This window comes from Billgrantia lactosivorans, assembly GCF_003254665.1.
Lineage (GTDB): Bacteria > Pseudomonadota > Gammaproteobacteria > Pseudomonadales > Halomonadaceae > Halomonas > Halomonas lactosivorans.
Genome location: NZ_QHGY01000006.1, coordinates 23,544 through 42,057, shown reverse-complemented (window position 1 = coordinate 42,057; position 18,514 = coordinate 23,544). Strand labels below are relative to the sequence as shown.

16 protein-coding genes are annotated in these 18,514 nt (G+C 67.6%); 12 read left to right on the top strand and 4 right to left on the bottom strand.

The window, feature by feature from the left end:
• The first annotated feature begins 9 nt into the window (after positions 1–9).
• From DIS04_RS13765 to DIS04_RS13745, 5 genes are all read left to right on the top strand, one after another.
• Entirely contained in the window at positions 10–402 is a 393-nt protein-coding gene (locus tag DIS04_RS13765; protein WP_111414361.1) for a sarcosine oxidase subunit delta, read from the top strand.
• Complete coding sequence (locus tag DIS04_RS13760) at positions 399–3,449, top strand: sarcosine oxidase subunit alpha (protein WP_111414360.1); 3,051 nt, start codon at positions 399–401, stop codon at positions 3,447–3,449. Before DIS04_RS13765 ends, DIS04_RS13760 begins: the two co-directional genes overlap by 4 nt.
• Positions 3,442–4,092, top strand: a complete 651-nt coding sequence (locus DIS04_RS13755) for a sarcosine oxidase subunit gamma (RefSeq protein WP_111414359.1) — start codon at positions 3,442–3,444, stop codon at positions 4,090–4,092. Before DIS04_RS13760 ends, DIS04_RS13755 begins: the two co-directional genes overlap by 8 nt.
• Before the next feature lie 94 nt (positions 4,093–4,186).
• Positions 4,187–5,053: a formyltetrahydrofolate deformylase gene (gene purU / locus DIS04_RS13750; RefSeq protein WP_111414358.1), complete on the top strand. Its 867-nt coding sequence runs from the start codon at positions 4,187–4,189 to the stop codon at positions 5,051–5,053.
• A gap of 117 nt (positions 5,054–5,170) precedes the next feature.
• The gene (locus DIS04_RS13745) at positions 5,171–7,240 is read left to right on the top strand and encodes a prolyl oligopeptidase family serine peptidase (RefSeq protein WP_111414357.1); all 2,070 of its coding nucleotides are present in this window, start codon (positions 5,171–5,173) and stop codon (positions 7,238–7,240) included.
• Here DIS04_RS13745 and DIS04_RS13740 read toward each other — a convergent pair.
• The 3 genes from DIS04_RS13740 to DIS04_RS13730 all read right to left on the bottom strand — a co-directional run bounded on the left by DIS04_RS13740 (position 7,237) and on the right by DIS04_RS13730 (position 10,530).
• Positions 7,237–7,878 carry a TetR/AcrR family transcriptional regulator gene (locus DIS04_RS13740; RefSeq protein WP_111414356.1) on the bottom strand — a complete coding sequence of 214 codons (642 nt, stop codon included), beginning with the start codon at positions 7,876–7,878 and terminating at the stop codon, positions 7,237–7,239. The two genes, DIS04_RS13745 and DIS04_RS13740, sit on opposite strands and share 4 nt — an antisense overlap.
• 16 nt (positions 7,879–7,894) lie before the next feature.
• On the bottom strand, positions 7,895–9,946 hold the full coding sequence (locus tag DIS04_RS13735; RefSeq protein WP_111414355.1) for an NADH:flavin oxidoreductase: 2,052 nt from the start codon (positions 9,944–9,946) through the stop codon (positions 7,895–7,897).
• A gap of 125 nt (positions 9,947–10,071) precedes the next feature.
• Positions 10,072–10,530, bottom strand: coding sequence for a thioesterase family protein (locus DIS04_RS13730; protein ID WP_111414354.1), 459 nt, complete (start codon positions 10,528–10,530; stop codon positions 10,072–10,074).
• Between the two features lie 226 nt (positions 10,531–10,756).
• On the opposite strand from DIS04_RS13730, the gene DIS04_RS13725 reads away from it, so the two are divergent.
• The 7 genes from DIS04_RS13725 (at position 10,757) to DIS04_RS13695 (ending at position 17,684) form a co-directional block, all read left to right on the top strand.
• Positions 10,757–12,340 carry an ABC transporter substrate-binding protein gene (locus DIS04_RS13725; protein WP_111414353.1) on the top strand — a complete coding sequence of 528 codons (1,584 nt, stop codon included), beginning with the start codon at positions 10,757–10,759 and terminating at the stop codon, positions 12,338–12,340.
• Between the two features lie 66 nt (positions 12,341–12,406).
• Positions 12,407–13,387, top strand: coding sequence for an ABC transporter permease (locus DIS04_RS13720; protein WP_111414352.1), 981 nt, complete (start codon positions 12,407–12,409; stop codon positions 13,385–13,387).
• Positions 13,384–14,352: an ABC transporter permease gene (locus DIS04_RS13715; protein ID WP_111414351.1), complete on the top strand. Its 969-nt coding sequence runs from the start codon at positions 13,384–13,386 to the stop codon at positions 14,350–14,352. The genes DIS04_RS13720 and DIS04_RS13715 overlap by 4 nt, the downstream gene beginning before the upstream one ends.
• 58 nt (positions 14,353–14,410) lie before the next feature.
• Positions 14,411–15,412 (top strand): ABC transporter ATP-binding protein, encoded by a 1,002-nt coding sequence (locus DIS04_RS13710; protein WP_179951277.1) that lies wholly within the window; start codon positions 14,411–14,413, stop codon positions 15,410–15,412.
• Complete coding sequence (locus DIS04_RS13705) at positions 15,402–16,451, top strand: ABC transporter ATP-binding protein (protein ID WP_111414350.1); 1,050 nt, start codon at positions 15,402–15,404, stop codon at positions 16,449–16,451. The genes DIS04_RS13710 and DIS04_RS13705 overlap by 11 nt, the downstream gene beginning before the upstream one ends.
• Positions 16,423–17,226: a sulfite exporter TauE/SafE family protein gene (locus DIS04_RS13700; RefSeq protein ID WP_245904569.1), complete on the top strand. Its 804-nt coding sequence runs from the start codon at positions 16,423–16,425 to the stop codon at positions 17,224–17,226. The genes DIS04_RS13705 and DIS04_RS13700 overlap by 29 nt, the downstream gene beginning before the upstream one ends.
• Before the next feature lie 35 nt (positions 17,227–17,261).
• The gene (locus tag DIS04_RS13695; RefSeq protein WP_111414348.1) at positions 17,262–17,684 is read left to right on the top strand and encodes a hypothetical protein; all 423 of its coding nucleotides are present in this window, start codon (positions 17,262–17,264) and stop codon (positions 17,682–17,684) included.
• Positions 17,685–17,748: 64 nt separating this feature from the next.
• Here the strand turns inward: DIS04_RS13695 and DIS04_RS13690 are convergent, their stop codons facing one another.
• Positions 17,749–18,267 (bottom strand): Hcp family type VI secretion system effector, encoded by a 519-nt coding sequence (locus DIS04_RS13690; protein WP_111414347.1) that lies wholly within the window; start codon positions 18,265–18,267, stop codon positions 17,749–17,751.
• Positions 18,268–18,514: the final 247 nt, after the last annotated feature.

Here is an 18,514-nt window from a genome sequence, read left to right as displayed (position 1 = left end):
GGCACTGCCATGTTTCATATCTACTGCCCCTACTGCGAGGAGCTCCGCGAGGAAGAGGAGTTTCACCCCAAGGGCCAGGCGCACATCGAGCGGCCGAAGGACCCCGAGGCCTGCAGCGACGAGGAGTGGGGCGACTACCTGTTCTTCCGCGACAACCCGCGCGGCATTCATCATGAGCTGTGGGTGCACGCCGTCGGCTGCCGCAAGTTCTTCAACATCACGCGTAACACCGTGACCTACGACATCCTCGAGACCTACAAGATGGGCGAGCAGCCCCGTGTCACCGCCGAGAGCCTGGCGAGCCAGCAAACGCAGGGCAACGTGCAAGTGGCGAGCGGTGGGCAACAGACCGTGGGCGCCAGCAGCGCCGCCGCGGAAGCGATCAAGGGAGAGCAGGCATGAGCAAGTCCTTGAAACAGCCGAATCGCCTTCGCGAAGGCGGGCGCATCGACCGTTCGCGCAAGCTGAGCTTCACCTTCAACGGGCAGCGCTATCAGGGCCATGCCGGCGACACCCTGGCCTCGGCGCTGCTGGCCAACGGCGTCGACATCGTCAACCGCAGCTTCAAGTACTCGCGCCCGCGCGGCATCGTCGCCGCCGGCGCCGAGGAGCCCAACGCGCTGGTGCAGCTGGGCAGCAGCGAAGCGGCCCAGGTGCCCAACGTTCGCGCCACCCAGCAGGCGCTGTTCGAGGGCCTCGTGGCGCGCAGCACCAACGGCTGGCCCAGCGTTCAGCGCGACCTGATGGGCATGGTCGGCAAGCTGAGCGGAAGCCTGATGCCGCCGGGGTTCTACTACAAGACCTTCATGGCCCCGGCCTCCATGTGGATGACCTACGAAAAGTACATCCGCAAGGGCGCGGGCCTCGGGCGCAGCCCCATGGAGCCCGATCCGGACATCTACGACCACCTGCACCAGCACTGCGACCTGCTGGTGGTCGGCGCCGGGCCGGCCGGCCTGGCGGCGGCGCTGACGGCGGCACGCAGCGGGGCCCGGGTGATCCTGTGCGACGAGCAGGAGGAAATGGGCGGTTCGCTGCTCGACAGCCGCGAGCTGCTCGATCACCAGCCGGCGGCCCAGTGGGCGGCACGTGTGCTGGAGGAGCTGGCCGGACTCGACAACGTCACGCTGCTGGCCCGCACCACCGCCAACGGCTACCACGACCACCACTTCGTCACGCTACACGAGCGGCGCACCGAGCACCTCGGCGAGACCGCCGCGGTGAAGGGGGGCTATCGTCCCGCGCGTTCGCGGATGCACCGCGTGCGTGCCGGTCAGGTCATCCTGGCCACCGGCGCCCACGAGCGTCCGCTGGTGTACGCCAACAACGACGTGCCGGGCAACCTGCTGGCCGGGGCGGTGTCGACCTACATTCGCCGCTACGGCGTGGTTCCGGGCAACAAGCTGGTGCTCTCCACCAGCAACGATCACGCCTATCGCGCCGCCCTCGACTGGCAGGACGCCGGCCGCGAAGTGGTGGCCATCGTCGATGCCCGCCTCTCACCCAGCGGTGACCTGGTCGAGCAGGCGCGCGAGCGCGGCATCCGCATCATCGAGGGCTCGGCGGTGCTCGAGGCCAAGGGTGGCAGCCGTGTCAGCGCGGCGCGTGTCGCCGCCATCGACATCGGCGCCTTCAAGGTCACCGGCCAGGCCGAGACGCTGGCCTGCGACACCATCGCCAGCTCCGGCGGCTACAGCCCGGTGATCCACCTGGCCTCGCACACCGGTGCGCGGCCGACCTGGAACGAAGAGATCCTCGGCTTCGTGCCCGGCCTGGTGAAGGGCGTTCATGCCGCCGGCAGCGCCCACGGCGTGCACGACCTGGGCGAGGGTTTGGCCGACGGCGTCGCCGTGGCCGCCCGGGCCCTGGAAGCACTCGGCGTGAGCGCCAGGGCGGTCGAGCTGCCGCAGGTCGATGCCCGCCGCGAAGGCCTCGCCTGTGCGCTCTACCAGGTGCCCCACGAGAAGCCGACGCTGCGCGCGCCCAAGCAGTTCGTCGACCTGCAGAACGATGTCACCGCGGCGGCCATCGAGATCGCCACCCGCGAAGGCTTCGAATCGATCGAGCACGTCAAGCGCTATACCGCCATGGGCTTCGGCACCGATCAGGGCAAGCTCGGCAACATCAACGGCATGGCCATCGCCGCCCGCTGCCTGGGCCGGAGCATTCCCGAGGTAGGCACCACGGTATTCCGCCCCAACTACACGCCGGTCACCTTCGGTGCCATCGCCGGGCGCCACTGCCGCGAGCTGTTCGACCCCGAGCGCTACACCGCGCTGCACCAGTGGCACGTGGAGCACGGCGCCGAGTTCGAGGACGTCGGACAGTGGAAGCGTCCCTGGTACTTCCCGCAGACGGTCAACGGCAAGCAGGAGACCATGCACGAGGCGGTGGCCCGCGAGTGCCTGGCGGTGCGCGAGAAGGTCGGCATCCTCGACGCCTCCACCCTGGGCAAGATCGACATCCAGGGGCCGGACGCCCGTGAGTTCCTCAACCGCGTCTACACCAACAAGTGGCTGAAGCTCGAGGTGGGCCGCGTGCGCTACGGCCTGATGTGCAAGGACGACGGCATGCTGATGGACGACGGCACCACCAGCTGCCTGGGCGAGAACCACTTCCTGATGACCACCACCACCGGCGGCGCCGCCGGCGTGCTGGAGTGGCTGGAGCTGTGGCACCAGACCGAATGGCCGGAGCTGCAGGTCTATTTCACCTCGGTGACCGACCACTGGGCGACCATGACGGTGACGGGCCCCGAGGCGCGCAAGCTGCTGGCCGAGGTCACCGACATCGATCTCGCACGCGACCAGTTCAAGTTCATGGACTGGCGCGAGGGCACTGTGGCAGGCGTGCCGGCGCGGGTATTCCGCATCTCCTTCACCGGCGAGCTGGCCTACGAGATCAACGTCCAGGCCAACTACGCCATGCACGTCTGGAAGACCCTGTTCGAGCACGGCGACAAGTATGGCCTGACACCCTACGGCACGGAGACGATGCACGTGCTGCGGGCCGAGAAGGGCTTCATCATCGCCGGCCAGGACAGCGACGGCTCGGTCACGCCGGAAGACCTGGGCATGCAGTGGGCGGTCGGCTACGACAAGCCGTTCTCGTGGATCGGCAAGCGCTCGCTGTCGCGCTCCGATACCCGCCGCTCGGACCGCAAGCAGCTGGTGGGCCTCAAGCCGAAGGACCCCACGGTGGTGCTGGAGGAGGGCGCGCAGATCGTCTTCGACCCGGAGCACGCCATTCCCATGCCCATGGTCGGACACGTGACCTCGAGCTACTACAGCCCGACGCTGGGCGGCGGCTTCGCTCTGGCGGTGGTCAAGGGCGGCCATCAGCGCATGGGCGAGACCGTCTACCTGCCCATGGCCGACGGCAAGACCCACGCCGCGGAAATCGTCGGCACGATCTTCTACGATCCCAAGGGAGAGCGCCAGAATGTCTGATTCCACAGCGACCCGGGCCAACGTCTACGATGTGCGCCCTGCCAGCGAGGTGCCGGCGGAGTCCCCGCTGGCCTGGTCCTGCCACACCAGCGGCCGCCCGAGCGTCAGCGCCAACAGCCGCGTGGTGCTGCGCGAGCGCGCCATGCTCGGCCACCTGATTCTGCGCGGCGGCGCCATCGTGCTCGACGAGGCGGTGCGCGGTGTGCTCGGCTTCGGCCTGCCGGCGCGACCCAACGCCCTCAGCCTGAGCGACGACGGCGAGCGCTCGATCCAGTGGCTCTCGCCGGACGAGTGGCTCGTGATCGTGCCCGGCGGCGAGGAGTTCGCCCTCGAGCAACGCTTGCGCGAGGCCCTGGGCGATGCCCACTACGCCATCGTCAACGTCGGCGGCGGTCAGACCCTGCTCGAGCTCGAGGGCGACAAGGCCCGCGAGCTGCTGATGAAGTCGACGCCCTACGACGTGCACCCCGACGCCTTCCCGGTGGGCAAGGGCGTGACCACGGTGTTCGCCAAGAGCAGCCTGATCCTGCGCCGCCCCGACGAGGCGCGCTGGGAGCTGGTGGTGCGCCGCAGCTTCGCCGACTACCTCTACCGCTGGCTGCTCGATGCCGGCGCGGAGTACGCCATCGGCGTGGAGCAGTGACTCGGCGTCTCGTTTGCCAGGCGCGTTTGGCCGGGGTTTCCCCGGCCCTTTTTCCATACGGTGCCCGTTGGCACCAGCCGCCGGAGGGGGCAGCATGAAGCGACACGACGACATCTGGATCATGGCCGCGCAGTGCCCCAGCCGCCTGGGCACCGTCGACGTGGTGACCCGCTTCCTCAAGGAGCGGCGTTGTTACATCACCGAGCAGCAATCCTTCGACGACCGCCTGAGCGGTCGCTTCTTCATCCGCACCGAATTCCGCCCCGAGGAGAGCGGCTTCGATGCCGGCGCCTTCCACGCCGCCTTCGCCGAGCGTGCCGCGGAATTCGATATGGCCTTCGAGCTGACGCCACCCGACAGGCGCCTGCCGGTGGTGATCATGGTCTCCAAGGCCGACCACTGCCTCAACGACCTGCTCTACCGCTACCGCACCGGGCAACTGGCGATCGACATCCGCGCCATCGTCTCCAACCACCCCGACCTGGCGTCGCTGGCGGAGTGGCACGGCATTCCCTACCACCATTTCCCGATCACCGCCGAGACCAAGCCCGAGCAGGAGGCCCAGGTGTGGCGGGTGATCGAGGAGAGTGGCGCCGAGCTGGTCATCCTGGCGCGCTACATGCAGGTGCTGTCGAGCGAGATGAGTGCCAGGCTCGCCGGCCGCGCGATCAACATCCACCACTCGCTGCTGCCCGGCTTCAAGGGCGCGCGCCCCTACCATCAGGCCTACGAGAAGGGGGTCAAGCTGGTCGGCGCCACCGCGCACTACATCAACGACGACCTCGACGAGGGGCCGATCATCACCCAGGGCGTCGAACCGGTCAGCCACGCCGACTACCCGGAGGACCTGGTCGCCAAGGGCCGCGATATCGAATGCCTGACCCTGGCCCGGGCGGTGGCGCTGCATGTGGAGCGACGTGTGTTCCTGAACAGGAACCGCACGGTGGTGTTCCAGCGCTAGGCGATGCCTGAAAACTGCATTCGCTCGCCAACTTTGTCAGACAACGCCTTGTGCGCATTGAGTCCCTGGCCGTAGCGGGCTAGCTTGGTGGGCAACCGTTACCACCAGGAGACCCGCATGGCGGCCCCCTTCGACGAGCACGACCCTTACCTGTGGCTGGAGGAGGTCGAGGGCGAGCGCGCCCTGGCCTGGGTGAAAGCGCGCAATGCCGAGTGCCAGGCCAGGCTCGCCGATGCGCCGGGCTTCTGTGAGCTGCGCGACGACCTGCAGGCGATCCTCGAGGCCGATGACCGCATCCCCTTCGTGGTCAAGCGCGGCGAGTACCTCTACAACTTCTGGCAGGACCGCGACCACCCCCGCGGGCTGTGGCGGCGCACCACGCTCGAGGAGTACCGCAAGGTGCGGCCCGAGTGGGAGGTGCTGATCGACCTCGACGCGCTCAACGCCGAGGAGGGCGAGAACTGGGTGTGGCACGGCGCCCACTGCCTGCGTCCCGCCTCGCCCGGTGCGCCCTGGCGCCACTGCCTGGTGTCGCTCTCCCGCGGCGGCGCCGACGCCGACGTCACCCGCGAGTTCGATCTGATCGAGAAGCGCTGGGTCGACGAGGGTTTCTACCGCCCCGAGGCCAAGGGCAGCCTGGGCTGGATCGACCGCGACACGGTCTATGTCCAGACCGACTTTGGCGAAGGCTCGATGACGACCTCCGGCTACCCGCGCATCGTCAGGCAGTGGCGGCGCGGTACGCCGATGGCCGAGGCCGAGACGGTCTTCGAGGGCGAACCCGACGACATGGCGGTGGGCGCCGGCCACGATGCGACGCCGGGCTTCGAGCGCGACTTCGTCAGCCGCGCCCGGGCCTTCTACGACAGCGAGCTCTACCTGCGCCAGGCCGGCGGCAAGCTGCGGCGCATCGAGGTGCCCAACTCGGCCCACAAGCAGGTGCACCGCGAGTGGCTGCTGGTGGAGCTGCGCGAGCCCTGGGAGGTCGCGGGCACCACCCATCCCGCCGGCGCCCTGCTGATCGCCGACTTCGCTGCCTTCATGGATGGCGAACGCGAGCTGCGCGTGCTGTTCACCCCCACCGAACGCACCTCGCTCTCCGACGTCACCTGGACCCGCCGCCACTTGATCCTCAACGTGCTCGACGACGTCAAGCACCGGCTCTACGTCATCACCCCGAGCGAAGGCCAGTGGCAGCCCGAGCCGCTGCCCGGCGTGCCGACGCTGGGCAGCGTCAGCGCGAGCGCGGTGGACGACGAGGAGAGCGACGAGGTGTTCGTCATCGTCAGCGACTACCTGACGCCGACCACGCTGCTGCACGGTCGGGTCGGCGAGGAGCTGGAGACCCTCAAGCAGGCCCCGGCGCTGTTCGACGCCGAGGGGCTGGAAGTGACCCAGCACTTCGCCACCAGCGAGGACGGCACGCCGATTCCCTATTTCCAGGTGGCGCGCCGCGGCCTCGAGCCCAGCGGCGAGCATCCGACCCTGCTCTACGGCTACGGCGGCTTCGAGGTGCCGCTGCTGCCCGGCTACAGCCCCGGCGTGGGGCGCGCCTGGCTCAGCCGCGGCGGGGTCTACGTGGTGGCCAACATCCGCGGCGGCGGCGAGTACGGCCCGCGCTGGCACCAGGCGGCGCTGCGCGACCAGCGCCACAAGGCGTTCGAGGACTTCGCCGCGGTGGCAGAAGATTTGATCGAGCGCGGCGTCACCTCGCCGCGGCGGCTGGGCATCCAGGGCGGTTCCAACGGCGGCCTGCTGGTGGGCAACATGCTCACTCGCTATCCCCAATTGCTCGGCGCCGTGGTGTGCCAGGTACCGCTGCTCGACATGCGCCGCTACCACCTGCTGCTCGCCGGCGCCTCGTGGATGGCCGAGTACGGCGACCCCGAGAGCGACGACTGGCAGTTCTTGCGCGATGTGTCGCCCTACCACAACCTCGATCCCGCGGCCCACTACCCGCCCATGCTGCTGATGACCAGCACCCGCGACGACCGCGTCCACCCCGGCCACGCGCGCAAGATGATGGCGCGCCTGGGCGAGCAGGGGCACCGGGCGCTCTACTACGAGAACGTCGAGGGCGGCCACGGCGGCGCGGCCGACCATCGCCAGCGCGCCCATATGCAGGCCCTGGCGTTCAGCTTTCTCGTCCAGCAGTTATTCGGCGATGAAGCGCTGGCACCGCGCTAGTCGGTGGTTTCCAAGGCATAGCCATGTCGGGCCTGGAAGCGTTGCAGTTCCTGGGGGCGCGGCGGTTGCCCGGTGAAGATCTCGACATAGGCGGGGATGCGCTGCATGCGAACCTCGAGGGCTTCCTGGGTCTTCATCGAGATGTAGCCGATCTGGGTGAGGTAAATGGTGCGGCCGCGCACGTTGGCCGCCAGCGGCGCATAGCCGAAACGCTCGAACATGCGGGTCAGCGCCTCGATGCGCATTTCGTCCGCAATATCGATCTCCCTCGATACTCCCTCCGACTGCAGCGCCCAGCTGCGCATGGCGAACTCCAACGGGGAGTCGAACAGCCCGGGGTCCAGCCAGCAGTCGAAGACGTTGAGGATCGCCTCGGTAATGCTCTCGGCATAGGCCTCGGTCTGGCGCACCAGGCCCTGGGTGTTCTTCTCCCGCCAGCGCTCGATCAGGGCGTCGAGCAGCGCCTCGCGATCCTTGAAGAACCAGTAGAAGCTGGTGCGCGACACCTTGAGCCGCTTGGCCAGCGGCAGGATGCGTACGCTATCCACGCCGGAGTCGAGCAGCAGTTCGAAGGCCGCATCGAGCCAGGCCTCGCGGGAGCCTTTCCATTTGGTATCGCGGTCGGTGCCACTCGGCATCAGCGGTTGTCTCCGTTTAGATATCCTTCACCAGCCGCAAAGCATCATAGATCGCCGCATGGGTATTGCGCGACGCGACGGCATCGCCGATGCGGAACAGCTGGAAGCGGCCTTGCGGGTTGCGTACGACCGCCTGGGGCCGGCCGGCGATCAGGTCATCGTAGTCTACCTTGCCGCCGTTGCTCGAATGCGGCTTGAGCTCGAAATAGACGTCGGCCATCGGCGTGATGCCATAGTTGACCACCACCTGGTCGATGCGCCGCTCCTGGTCCAGGTCCTGCTTGCCTGGAGAGACGTAGTCGCTGGTGATCCTGGCGAGCAGCTCGCCGCCAATCCGCTCCACGGACTTGAGCCGGTAGGTGGGGGTGAAGGTGACGTCGGGTCGCTGCAGGGCGCGCATGTAGGGCACCAGGTTCATGGCCATGATCTCCGCCGAGAAGGTGCGGTCCGGGGTCATGATCTCGAGTTCGGCCCCGGTGGCGGCAATGATCTCCGCCGCCTGCATGGCGGCATGATCGCCGGCATCATCGAACAGCAGCACGCGGCTCCCCGGCGCCACGTGGCCCGACAGGATATCCCAGGTGTTGACCACCAGGTCGTGCCCCACCGCTGGCTGGTCCTCCATGGGGTAGCCGCCGGTAGCCACGATCACCACGTCCGGTTGCTCGGCGAGCACGTCCTCGACCTCGGCCCAGACGTTGTAGCGGATCTCGACGCCGAGCGCCTCGCAGCGCGCCAGGCGCCAGTCGATGATGCCCATCATCTCGCGGCGGCGCTCGCTCTGCGCCGTGAGGCGTACCTGACCGCCGGCATCGCTGGCCGCTTCCAGCACCACCACGTCATGGCCTCGTTCGCCGGCGACGCGGGCGGCCTCGAGCCCGGCGGGTCCGGCGCCGACGATCACCACCCGGCGCTGCTGTGCTGCCTTGGGGATGGTGTGGGGCATGGTGGTCTCGCGCCCGGTGGCGGCGTTGTGGATGCAGTAGGCGGCGCCGCCCTGGTAGATGCGGTCGAGACAGTAGTTGGCGCCGACGCAGGGGCGGATCTCCTCCTCGCGCCCCTCGACGATCTTGCGCACGATGTGCGGGTCGGCCATGTGGGCGCGGGTCATGCCGATCATGTCGACCTTGCCCGAGGCGATGGCATGGCGGGCGGTGGCGACGTCCTGGATCTTGGCGCCGTGGAAGGTGGGGAAGTCGACCTGGCGCTTGATCTCGCCGGCGAAGTCGAGGTGCGGGGCGCTGGGCATGCCCTGGATGGGGATCACGTCGGTGAGACCCGCGTCGGTGTCGATATGCCCGCGCACCACGTTGAGGAAATCGATCAGGCCGCTCTCCTTCAGGCGCCGCGATATCGCCATGCCGTCGCTGGCCGTGAGCCCGCCTTCCAGCATCTCGTCGCCGGTATAGCGCACGCCGACGATGAACTCGTTACCGACCCGCTGGCGAATGGCCTGCAGTACGTCGAAGGTGAAGCGCAGCCGGTGGTCCAGATCGCCGCCATAGGGGGCCTCGAGGGTGTTGGTCAACGGCGACCAGAACTGATCCATCAGGTGGCCGTAGGCCTGCAGCTCGATGCCATCGAGGCCGGCGGCGTGCATGCGCTCGGCGGCGTCGGCGTAGTCGCGGATCAGGCGCTCGATGTCCCACTCCTCGACCTGCTTGGGGAAGGCGCGATGGGCCGGCTCGCGGCGATGGCAGGCCGATACCGCCGGCAGCCAGTCGCCCTTGTCCCAGCGGGTGCGCCGGCCCAGGTGGGTGAGCTGGATCATCACCGCGGTGCCGTGTTCGTGGCAGGCGTCGGCGAGTTCTCGCATCCACGGCACCACCTCGTCCTTGTAGGCGAGGATATTGTTGAACACCGGCGGGCTGTCCCTGGCCACCGCCGCGGACCCGGCGGTCATGGTCAGGCCCAGGCCGGCCTTGGCCCGCTCGACGTGATAGGCGCGGTAGAGCGCCTTGGGCATCCCGTCCTCAGGGTAGGCCGGCTCGTGAGAGGTCAGCATGAGCCGGTTCCTGAGGGTGAGGTGCTTGAGCCGGAAGGGCTGCAGCAGCGGGTCGTTGGCCATGCTCGGGACTCCCTGTTGTTGTATATCCAACAACAGTAGATGGGAGTGTACACTTGTGTCAATTTAGTGTTCAGCCGTGTCTCGTTTGCGGAGAACTGCGCCGGTGAAGGTGTCGGGACCTTTCCTCAACGCCGCGGAATGCCGATACGCCGCCCGGCCGCCTCCGGCCAGGCGGCGGCTTCGGCTCGCGGCAGGGCGTCGATCTGTTCGGCGACCGCAGGCGGGAAAGGCGCGGGGCGGTGGATTCCCGTGTCGATGCCCATCAGCATCTGCTCGCTGGTGGCGAGTGCCTCACCGGCGTCGTCGCGCATCGTGAAGAAGACGTGCAGCCGCTTGGCGTCACGGTCGAGCAGCAGCACCTCGACGGCCAGCGCCTGGTCCTGGTGGGCCTCGCGCCGGTAGCAGAGATGGGTCTCCAGAGTGAAGAGCGTGTAATCCAGGCGCGCGCGCCCCTCGGCATCCAGCCCGATCCCCTCCATCAGCGTATCCACCGCCAGCGAGAACACCCTCGCGTACTCGGCATCGTTCATGTGCCCGTTGTAGTCGACCCATTCCGGGGCGACCCGGGTCGTCAGCAGTGTCATGGGTGGCTCTCTCCCGCTTGCATCAGTAGTTGCGTCTATTGTCGGCGAGGCGAAACTGGCCGAGTGGTTTGCCAAGAATCGGTCTCGATACCGTAAATGCAACTGCCAACAGTCGAAACAACGCTGAAAAGACTTCCTAAGGTAATTCTGGCTTTCTTGACTAAGGTATGGGAGAAACCTCTCCAGGGCGACTGCCCATCAAACGCTTGATTGAGGACATAACAAGATGCTACCCAAGAAGACCCTTCTGGCCACTGCCGTGATCGGCGCCATGCTGGCCACCGCCGCGAATGCTGAAACCCTGCGCTGGACCCGCTCCGCCGACAGCCTGACCATGGACCCCCACTCGCAGAACGAGGGGCCGACCCACTCGGTCAATCACCAGATCTTCGACACCCTGATCTACCAGGACATGGACGTCGAGTACCAGCCGGGCCTGGCCACCGAGTGGAGCGTGAAGGAGGACGAGCCCACCGTCTGGGTGTTCAAGATTCGCGAGGGCGTGACCTTCCACGAGGGCCAGTCGCTTACCGCCGACGACGTGGTGTTCTCCATCAATCGCGCGCGTCATGAAAATTCCGACATGCGCGGCCTGCTCACCTCCATCGCCGAGGTGCGTGCGGTCGACGATTACACCGTCGAGGTCGAGACCAGCGAGCCCAACCCGCTGCTGCCCAACAACTTCACCAACCTGTTCATCATGAGCCGCGAGTGGGCCGAGGAGCACGGCGTCGAGGAGCCGCAGAACTATGCCGCCGGCGAAGAGACCTACGCCGTGCGCAACGCCAACGGCACCGGTCCGTTCCGTGTCGAGAGCCGCGAGCCCGACGTACGTACCGTGTTCGTGCGCAACGATGACTACTGGGGCATCGACCACTACCCGATGGAGATCAGCCGCCTGGTGTTCACGCCGATCGAGTCGGCGTCCACCCGCGTGGCGGCGCTGCTCTCCGGCGAGGTCGACTTCCTGCAGGAGACCCCGGTGCAGGACATCGAGCGCCTGGCCGAAGCCGACGGCATCAAGAACGAGCAGGGCGCCGAGAACCGCACCATCTTCCTCGGCATGGACATGGGCTCGGCCGAGCTGCGCACCGCCGACACCGACGACAATCCCTTCGCCGACCGCCGCGTTCGCGAGGCGATCAACCTGGCGGTGGACGCCAACACCATCCAGCGCGCGGTGATGCGCGGCAACTCCCAGCCGGCCGGGATGATCGCGCCGCCGTTCGTCAACGGCTACAGCGAGGAGATGGACGAGGTTCTCGAGGCCGATACCGCACGCGCCCAGGAACTGATGGAAGAGGCCGGCTACGGCGACGGCTTCCGCGTCACGCTGAACTGTCCCAACGACCGCTACGTCAACGACGAGCAGATCTGCCAGGCGGTGGTCAGCATGCTGGCGCGCATCGGCATCACCGTGGACCTGGAGGCCCAGACCCGCTCGCTGCACTTCGCCGAGCTGGCCCGCGAGGAGTACGACTTCTACCTGCTGGGCTGGGGCGTGCCCACCATGGACTCCGAGTACATCTTCAACTATCTCTACCACACCAAGGACGGCGACCGCGGCTCGTGGAACTTCACCGGCTACTCCGACGAGCGGATCGACGAGCTGACCGTGGCGATGGGCCAGGAGATCGACGAGGAGGCGCGCAACGAGATGATCGCCGAGGCGTGGGAGATCGTCCACGACGAGATCCTCTACATCCCGATCCATCACCAGATGCTGACCTGGTCGATGCGCGACGACATCGACTTCCAGGTGCAGAGCGAGAACACGCCGCACTTCAAGTATCTCAAGTTCAATCAGTAAGTCTGACTAGACACGACCCCTGGCCGTCAAAAGCGGCCAGGGGTATCGTCGTTATTTGGTGATCCCATGCTAGCGTTTCTGATCCAGCGCGTGCTGCAGGCCATCTTCGTGATGTTCGTGGTCGCGCTCATCTCGTTCTCGCTGTTCCACTACGTCGGCGACCCGGTGCTCAACATGCTCGGCCAGGAGGCCACCGAGGCCGACCGCGCCGCGTTGCGGGCCCAGCTCGGCCTCGACCAGCCGGTGGTGGTGCAGTTCTGGAAATTCGTCGTCAATGCCGCCCAGTTCGAGTTCGGCATTTCCTACCGTTCGGCCCGCCCGGTCACCGACCTGATCCTCGAGCGGCTGCCCGCCACCCTGGAGCTGGCGATCATCTCGGCGATCTTCGCCGTGGTCATGGGCATCGGCCTGGGCATTTACACCGCGCTGCGCCGGCGCAGCTGGCTGGCCAACTTCATCATGACCGCCTCGCTGATCGGCGTGTCGCTGCCCACCTTCCTGATCGGCGTGCTGCTGATCTATGTCTTCGCCGTCGAGCTCGGCGTGCTGCCGGCCTTCGGGCGCGGCGAGACGGTGCGCCTCGGCGACTGGTGGACCACCGGCCTGCTGACGGCGAGCGGCCTGCGCTCGCTGATCCTGCCGGCGATCACCCTGGGGCTGTTCCAGCTCACCCTGATCATGCGCCTGGTGCGCGCCGAGATGCTCGAGGTGCTGAGTACCGACTACATCAAGTTCGCCCGGGCGCGGGGGCTGTCGAAGCGGGTGGTGAACCTGCGCCACGCGCTGAAGAACACCATGATCCCGGTCATCACCATCATCGGGTTGCAGCTCGGCACCATCATCGCCTTCGCCATCATCACCGAGACGGTGTTCCAGTGGCCCGGCGTGGGGGCGCTGTTCATCACCGCGGTGCGCTTCGTCGACGTGCCGGTGATGGCCGCCTACCTGATGATGATCGCGCTGGTGTTCGTGGTCATCAATCTGGTGGTGGATCTGCTCTACTACGCCGTCGACCCGCGGCTGCGCGTGCAGGGAGGTGGCAAATGAGCCAGGATGTCCAGACCCGAAACGACACGGCGCCCGTCGTGCCGCCCAAGCCGAGCAAGTGGCGCACCTTCCTCGACAGCGACATCGTCTACTCGTGGAAGCGCCAGCCGGTAGTGATACTCGCCACCCTGGTGACGCTGGTGATGTTCGCCGCGGCGCTGTTCGCGCCGTGGATCGCGCCGCAGAACCCGTTCGATCCGCGCCAGCTGGAGCTGATCGACGCCTTCGCGCCGCCCATGACCACCTCCGACTTCACCGGCAACTTCTACCTGCTGGGCAGCGACAGCCAGGGCCGCGACGTCTTCTCGGCGATTCTCTACGGCTCGCGCATCTCGCTGCTGGTGGGCTTCGCCGCGGTGATCTTCGCCCTGGTGCTGGGCACCGCCCTGGGCCTGCTGGCGGGCTTCCGCGGCGGCTGGCGCGACGCCCTGATCATGCGCATCGCCGACGTCCAGCTCACCTTCCCGTCGATCCTGATGGCGCTGCTGATCTTCGGCGTGATCCGCGGCTTCCTGCCACGCTCGATGCACGCCGAGGTGGCCATCATCGTGCTGATCATCGCCATCGGGCTCTCCGACTGGGTGCAGTACGCCCGCGCCGTGCGCGGCGCCACCATGGTCGAGAAGAGCAAGGAGTACGTGCAGGCGGCCAGGGTGATCGGCCTGCCGGCGCGCAAGATCCTGTTCCAGCACATCCTGCCCAACGTGCTGCGGCCGGTGCTGGTGATCGGCACCATCGGCCTGGCGCTGGCGATCATCGCCGAGGCTACGCTGTCGTTCCTGGGGGTCGGCATGCCGGCCACCCAGCCGAGCCTGGGCACCCTCATCCGGGTGGGCCAGGACTACATGTTCTCGGGAGAGTGGTGGATCCTGCTCTTCCCCGGGATGGCGCTGCTGCTGCTGGCGCTCTCCGTCAACCTGCTGGGAGACTGGTTGCGTGATGTCCTCAACCCCAAGCTCCGTTAACCAAAGCGCTGGCATCGGCCACGAGCCTACTGCCGCGGCGCAGGAACCGGTACTCTCCGTGCGCCATCTGCGGGTGGAGTTCCCCACCCGCCACGGCACCCTGGTGGCGCTCGACGACGTCTCCTTCGACATCGCCCCCGGCGAGGTGCTGGGCGTGGTGGGCGAGTCCGGTGCCGGCAAGTCGATGACCGGCAACGCCGTGATCCGGCTGCTCGAGCTCCCTGGACGCATCGCCGCGGGCGAAGTGCATCTTTCGGGCAAGCGTATCGACGACCTGCCGGAAGAGCAGTTCGTGCCGCTGCGCGGCCGCCATATCGGCATGATCTTCCAGGACCCGCTGACCAGCCTCAACCCGCTGTTCTCGATTGGCGACCAGCTGGTGGAGACGATCCGCGCCCACCTGCCGATGAGCGAGCGCGAGGCCCGCGAGGAGGCGCTGAGGCTGCTGCGCGAGGTCGGCATACCGGCCCCCGAGAGCCGCCTCGACAGCTACCCGCACCAGTTCTCCGGCGGCATGCGCCAGCGCGTGGTGATCGCCCTGGCGCTGGCGGCGCGCCCCGAGTTCATCATCGCCGACGAGCCCACCACCGCCCTCGACGTCTCGGTGCAGGCGCAGATCCTCGCCCTGCTCAAGCGGCTGTGCGCCGATCACGGCACCGCGGTGATGCTGGTGACCCACGACATGGGGGTGATCGCCGAGACCGCCGATCGCGTGGCGGTGATGTACGCCGGCCGGCTGATCGAGATCGGTCCGGTCGACGAGGTGGTGCGCAACCCCCAGCACCCCTACACCAAGGGGCTGATGGCCTCGATCCCCGGTATCGCCAGACGCCTCGAGCGGCTCTACCAGATCGAGGGCGCCATGCCGCGGCTGGCGGCGATTCCCCCAGGCTGCGCCTTCAACCCGCGCTGCCCCCACGCCCAGCAGCGCTGCCGCGACGAGAGGCCGGACCTGATGCCGGCCGGCGGCAGCCGCGCCGCCTGCTGGCTGCACGACCCGGTCGACCCGCTGCCGCCAAGGCTGGACCTGGAAGGACAGGAGGTGAGCCATGTGCGCTGATACGGCAGTGAAACCGGCGAGCCCGGCGGCGCAGGGCGAGATCCTGCTCGAAGCCCAGGACCTGGCGCGCTACTTCGACGTCTCCAAGCCCTGGCTCAACCGGGTCATCGAGCGCAGCGAACGGCTGACGCTCAGGGCAGTGGACGGCGTGGGCTTCTCCATCCGCCGCGGCGAGACGCTGTCGCTGGTGGGCGAGTCGGGCTGCGGCAAGTCCACCGTGGCGCGGCTGGTGGTGGGGCTCTACGGCCTCACCCGTGGCAGGCTGACGTTCGACGGCGAGGACATCAGCGACCTGGCCAGCCGCACCGGACGCCAGGCCGCGGGGGTGCGCAAGCGCTTCCAGATGATCTTCCAGGACCCCTACGCCAGCCTCAACCCGCTGTGGCGAGTGGGCACCATCATCGGCGAGCCGCTGCGCTTCTTCCGCCCCGAGATGAGCAGCACCGACCGCCGCCGCCGGGTGGGCGAGCTGCTCGAGCAGGTGGGCATGTCGGCCATGGATGCCAACCGCTATCCGCACGAGTTCTCCGGCGGCCAGCGCCAGCGCATCTCGATCGCCCGGGCGCTGGCCAACGAGCCGGAGTTCATGATCTGCGACGAGCCGACCTCGGCGCTCGACGTCTCGGTGCAGGCGCAGATCCTCAACCTGATGCGCGACCTGCAGGACGAGTACGGGTTGACGTATCTCTTCATCAGCCACGACATGGCGGTGGTCAAGCACATGTCGGACCGCATCGCGGTGATGTACCTGGGGCGCATCGCCGAGATCGCCCCGGCGGAGCAGCTCTTCGAGCACCCGCACCATCCCTACTCGAAGATGCTGCTGGCCGCGGTGCCGTCGCTGGAGGGAGTGGGCAAGGAGCGCAGCGTGATCCAGGGCGAGGTGCCCAACCCGGTGCACCCGCCTTCGGGCTGCGCCTTCCACCCGCGCTGCCCCCACGCCAACGCCCGTTGCCAGGCCGAGGTGCCGCGGCTGATCGCGCGCAGCGACGGCAGCGAGGTGGCCTGCCATGGCGTCGAGGAGGGCCGGTTGCCATGAGTCGGCCTCGCTGATGCTGGAGCTGCTCTCGCCACTGTCGGCCGGAGTCAACCTGGGCCTGGTGCTGCTCTCGGCGATCACCTCGGCGCTCTCCGCGGCGGCGGGCATCGGCGGCGGCACCCTGCTGATCATCGCCATGGCCCAGGTGATGCCGGCCACGGCGCTGATCCCGGTGCACGGCATGGTGCAGCTCGGCTCCAACGGCGGCCGTGCGGCGATGACCTGGCGCCACGTGCGCCGCGACACCGTCGCCGCCTTCCTGCCTGGCGTCATCGTGGGGGCCGTGGTGGCGGCGTGGTTGCTGATCCGGCTGCCCTACGGCGTGCTCGAGCTGTGCATCGCCGCCTTCGTGCTCTACTCCTGCTGGGGGCCGGGCCTGCCCCAGCGCGCGGTGGGGCGTACCGGCACCGTGATCGCCGGTGCCGTGACCACGCTGCTCTCCAGCCTGGTGGGCGCCAGCGGGCCGATGGTGGCGTCGTTCATCAAGCTCGGCATGAGCGAGCGCCTGCCGCGGGTGGCGACCTTTGCCTCCTGCATGACCCTGCAGCACCTGACCAAGGCCTTCATCTTCGGCTTTGCCGGCTTCGTCTTTCGCGACTGGCTATGGCTGATGCTGGCGATGGTGGCGGCCGGCTTCCTCGGCACCTGGCTGGGCCTGCGCCTGCTGCACCGGGTCAGCGACCGGCGCTTCGATACCTTCTTCAAGTGGACCCTGACCCTGCTGGCACTGCGCCTGATCTGGCTGGGCGCGCAGCGCCTGTTGGGGTTAGGCTGAGCAGGTAGGCCGACCTGTCCGGAAAGGAGTCTGTCATGAAGCGCTTCGTCTCTTCCCTTGCCTTGATCCTGCTGCTGGCCGGCTGTGCCGGCATGGGCGACCCGCGGGACAGCGCCGTCGAGCTGGAGCCCGGCCGGCCGTACGAGGTCATGTCGCCCGGGCATCGCTATTTCACCTTCACCCTGGACGCCCCCGCCCGCGTGGTGCTCGAGAGCCATACCTTCCCCGGCGATACGGGACCCGTGGCGCCCGCCGGGCAGCTGCTCGACGTCGATGGCGAGCTCGTGGTGCGGGACTGGAACAGCGGGCGTAACAGCAACTTCCGGATCGAGCGGCAGCTCGAGGCGGGCACCTGGTACCTGCGGGTGACCACACCGCATTCGAGCCCAGGCTCCTTGGGCATGATGGAGCGCGACTACCGCTATTCGGTGACGCTGACCATCGACAGGCGGCGTTGATCGAGGGGTCGGCTTGCCAACGTCACGCCCCCGCCCGGCGAGCCGGCGGGCGGGGGCGAGCCGATCAGGCCTCGGACGGGGCGCGCCAGTCGTCGGAGCCGGAGGTGCCGGCGACGGTGTGTTCCCAGTCGATCTTGCGGTAGGCCAGGGAGACGTCCATCAGCTGAGTGAACTCGGCCTTGGTGGCATCCTGGGCGTGCGGCATGCGCAGGTTGATGTCGACGATGGTGGCGTCGGTCAGGGTGGTGGTGAAGAAATGCTCCTGCTTGCCCTCGACGGAGGTGCGGTACCACTTCAGCTCGACGTTCGGCAGCATTTCGCCGGAGGCCAGGGCGTTGTACATCAGCGGCACGGCCTTGTTCAGGGCCACGGTGAAGACGAACGGCTTGTGGGCGCGCTGGCCGGAAGGCTGGCCGGACTGCGGGTCGGTGGGCACGGTCACGACGTGCTTGAACTCCTGGACCAGCATCTCGTCCTCGTGGCCTTCCACGTAGATGTTGCCCACGGAATCCGGGGTGAAGGCACCGGCGGTGATGTTGCCCTGGGTCTGGCCTTCGATGCTGATATAGCAGGGAGTCGGCATGGTCTGCTCCTTGACGATGTGAATGGATGTCCCGATGGACGATTCAGCAAGAGCAGAATGTGTGCCGTTCTTATGTTTGGTAATACAAAACAATGAGTTGCAAGATTGCTCTTCTGTTTGGCTAAGTGAGGCTAGGCAATAAGTTGCCCGTTCCAGGCAAGATCTTGCCCGGTGGGCAATGACTTGCCCGGCCTTGTCGGCGGGGCGGGCAGGCATCGAGGCCCTGTGCTGTGTCTCGCTCAAGTGT

Coding starts and splice junctions, on each gene's coding strand:
- DIS04_RS13705 (WP_111414350.1), top strand. CDS start 15,402: ATGTGCGCTGATACGGCAGTGAAACCGGCGAGCCCGGCGGCGCAGGGC.
- DIS04_RS13725 (WP_111414353.1), top strand. CDS start 10,757: ATGCTACCCAAGAAGACCCTTCTGGCCACTGCCGTGATCGGCGCCATG.
- purU (WP_111414358.1), top strand. CDS start 4,187: ATGAAGCGACACGACGACATCTGGATCATGGCCGCGCAGTGCCCCAGC.
- DIS04_RS13740 (WP_111414356.1), bottom strand. CDS start 7,878: ATGCCGAGTGGCACCGACCGCGATACCAAATGGAAAGGCTCCCGCGAG.
- DIS04_RS13720 (WP_111414352.1), top strand. CDS start 12,407: ATGCTAGCGTTTCTGATCCAGCGCGTGCTGCAGGCCATCTTCGTGATG.
- DIS04_RS13715 (WP_111414351.1), top strand. CDS start 13,384: ATGAGCCAGGATGTCCAGACCCGAAACGACACGGCGCCCGTCGTGCCG.
- DIS04_RS13760 (WP_111414360.1), top strand. CDS start 399: ATGAGCAAGTCCTTGAAACAGCCGAATCGCCTTCGCGAAGGCGGGCGC.
- DIS04_RS13695 (WP_111414348.1), top strand. CDS start 17,262: ATGAAGCGCTTCGTCTCTTCCCTTGCCTTGATCCTGCTGCTGGCCGGC.
- DIS04_RS13765 (WP_111414361.1), top strand. CDS start 10: ATGTTTCATATCTACTGCCCCTACTGCGAGGAGCTCCGCGAGGAAGAG.
- DIS04_RS13730 (WP_111414354.1), bottom strand. CDS start 10,530: ATGACACTGCTGACGACCCGGGTCGCCCCGGAATGGGTCGACTACAAC.
- DIS04_RS13700 (WP_245904569.1), top strand. CDS start 16,423: ATGGCGTCGAGGAGGGCCGGTTGCCATGAGTCGGCCTCGCTGATGCTG.
- DIS04_RS13745 (WP_111414357.1), top strand. CDS start 5,171: ATGGCGGCCCCCTTCGACGAGCACGACCCTTACCTGTGGCTGGAGGAG.
- DIS04_RS13755 (WP_111414359.1), top strand. CDS start 3,442: ATGTCTGATTCCACAGCGACCCGGGCCAACGTCTACGATGTGCGCCCT.
- DIS04_RS13690 (WP_111414347.1), bottom strand. CDS start 18,267: ATGCCGACTCCCTGCTATATCAGCATCGAAGGCCAGACCCAGGGCAAC.
- DIS04_RS13735 (WP_111414355.1), bottom strand. CDS start 9,946: ATGGCCAACGACCCGCTGCTGCAGCCCTTCCGGCTCAAGCACCTCACC.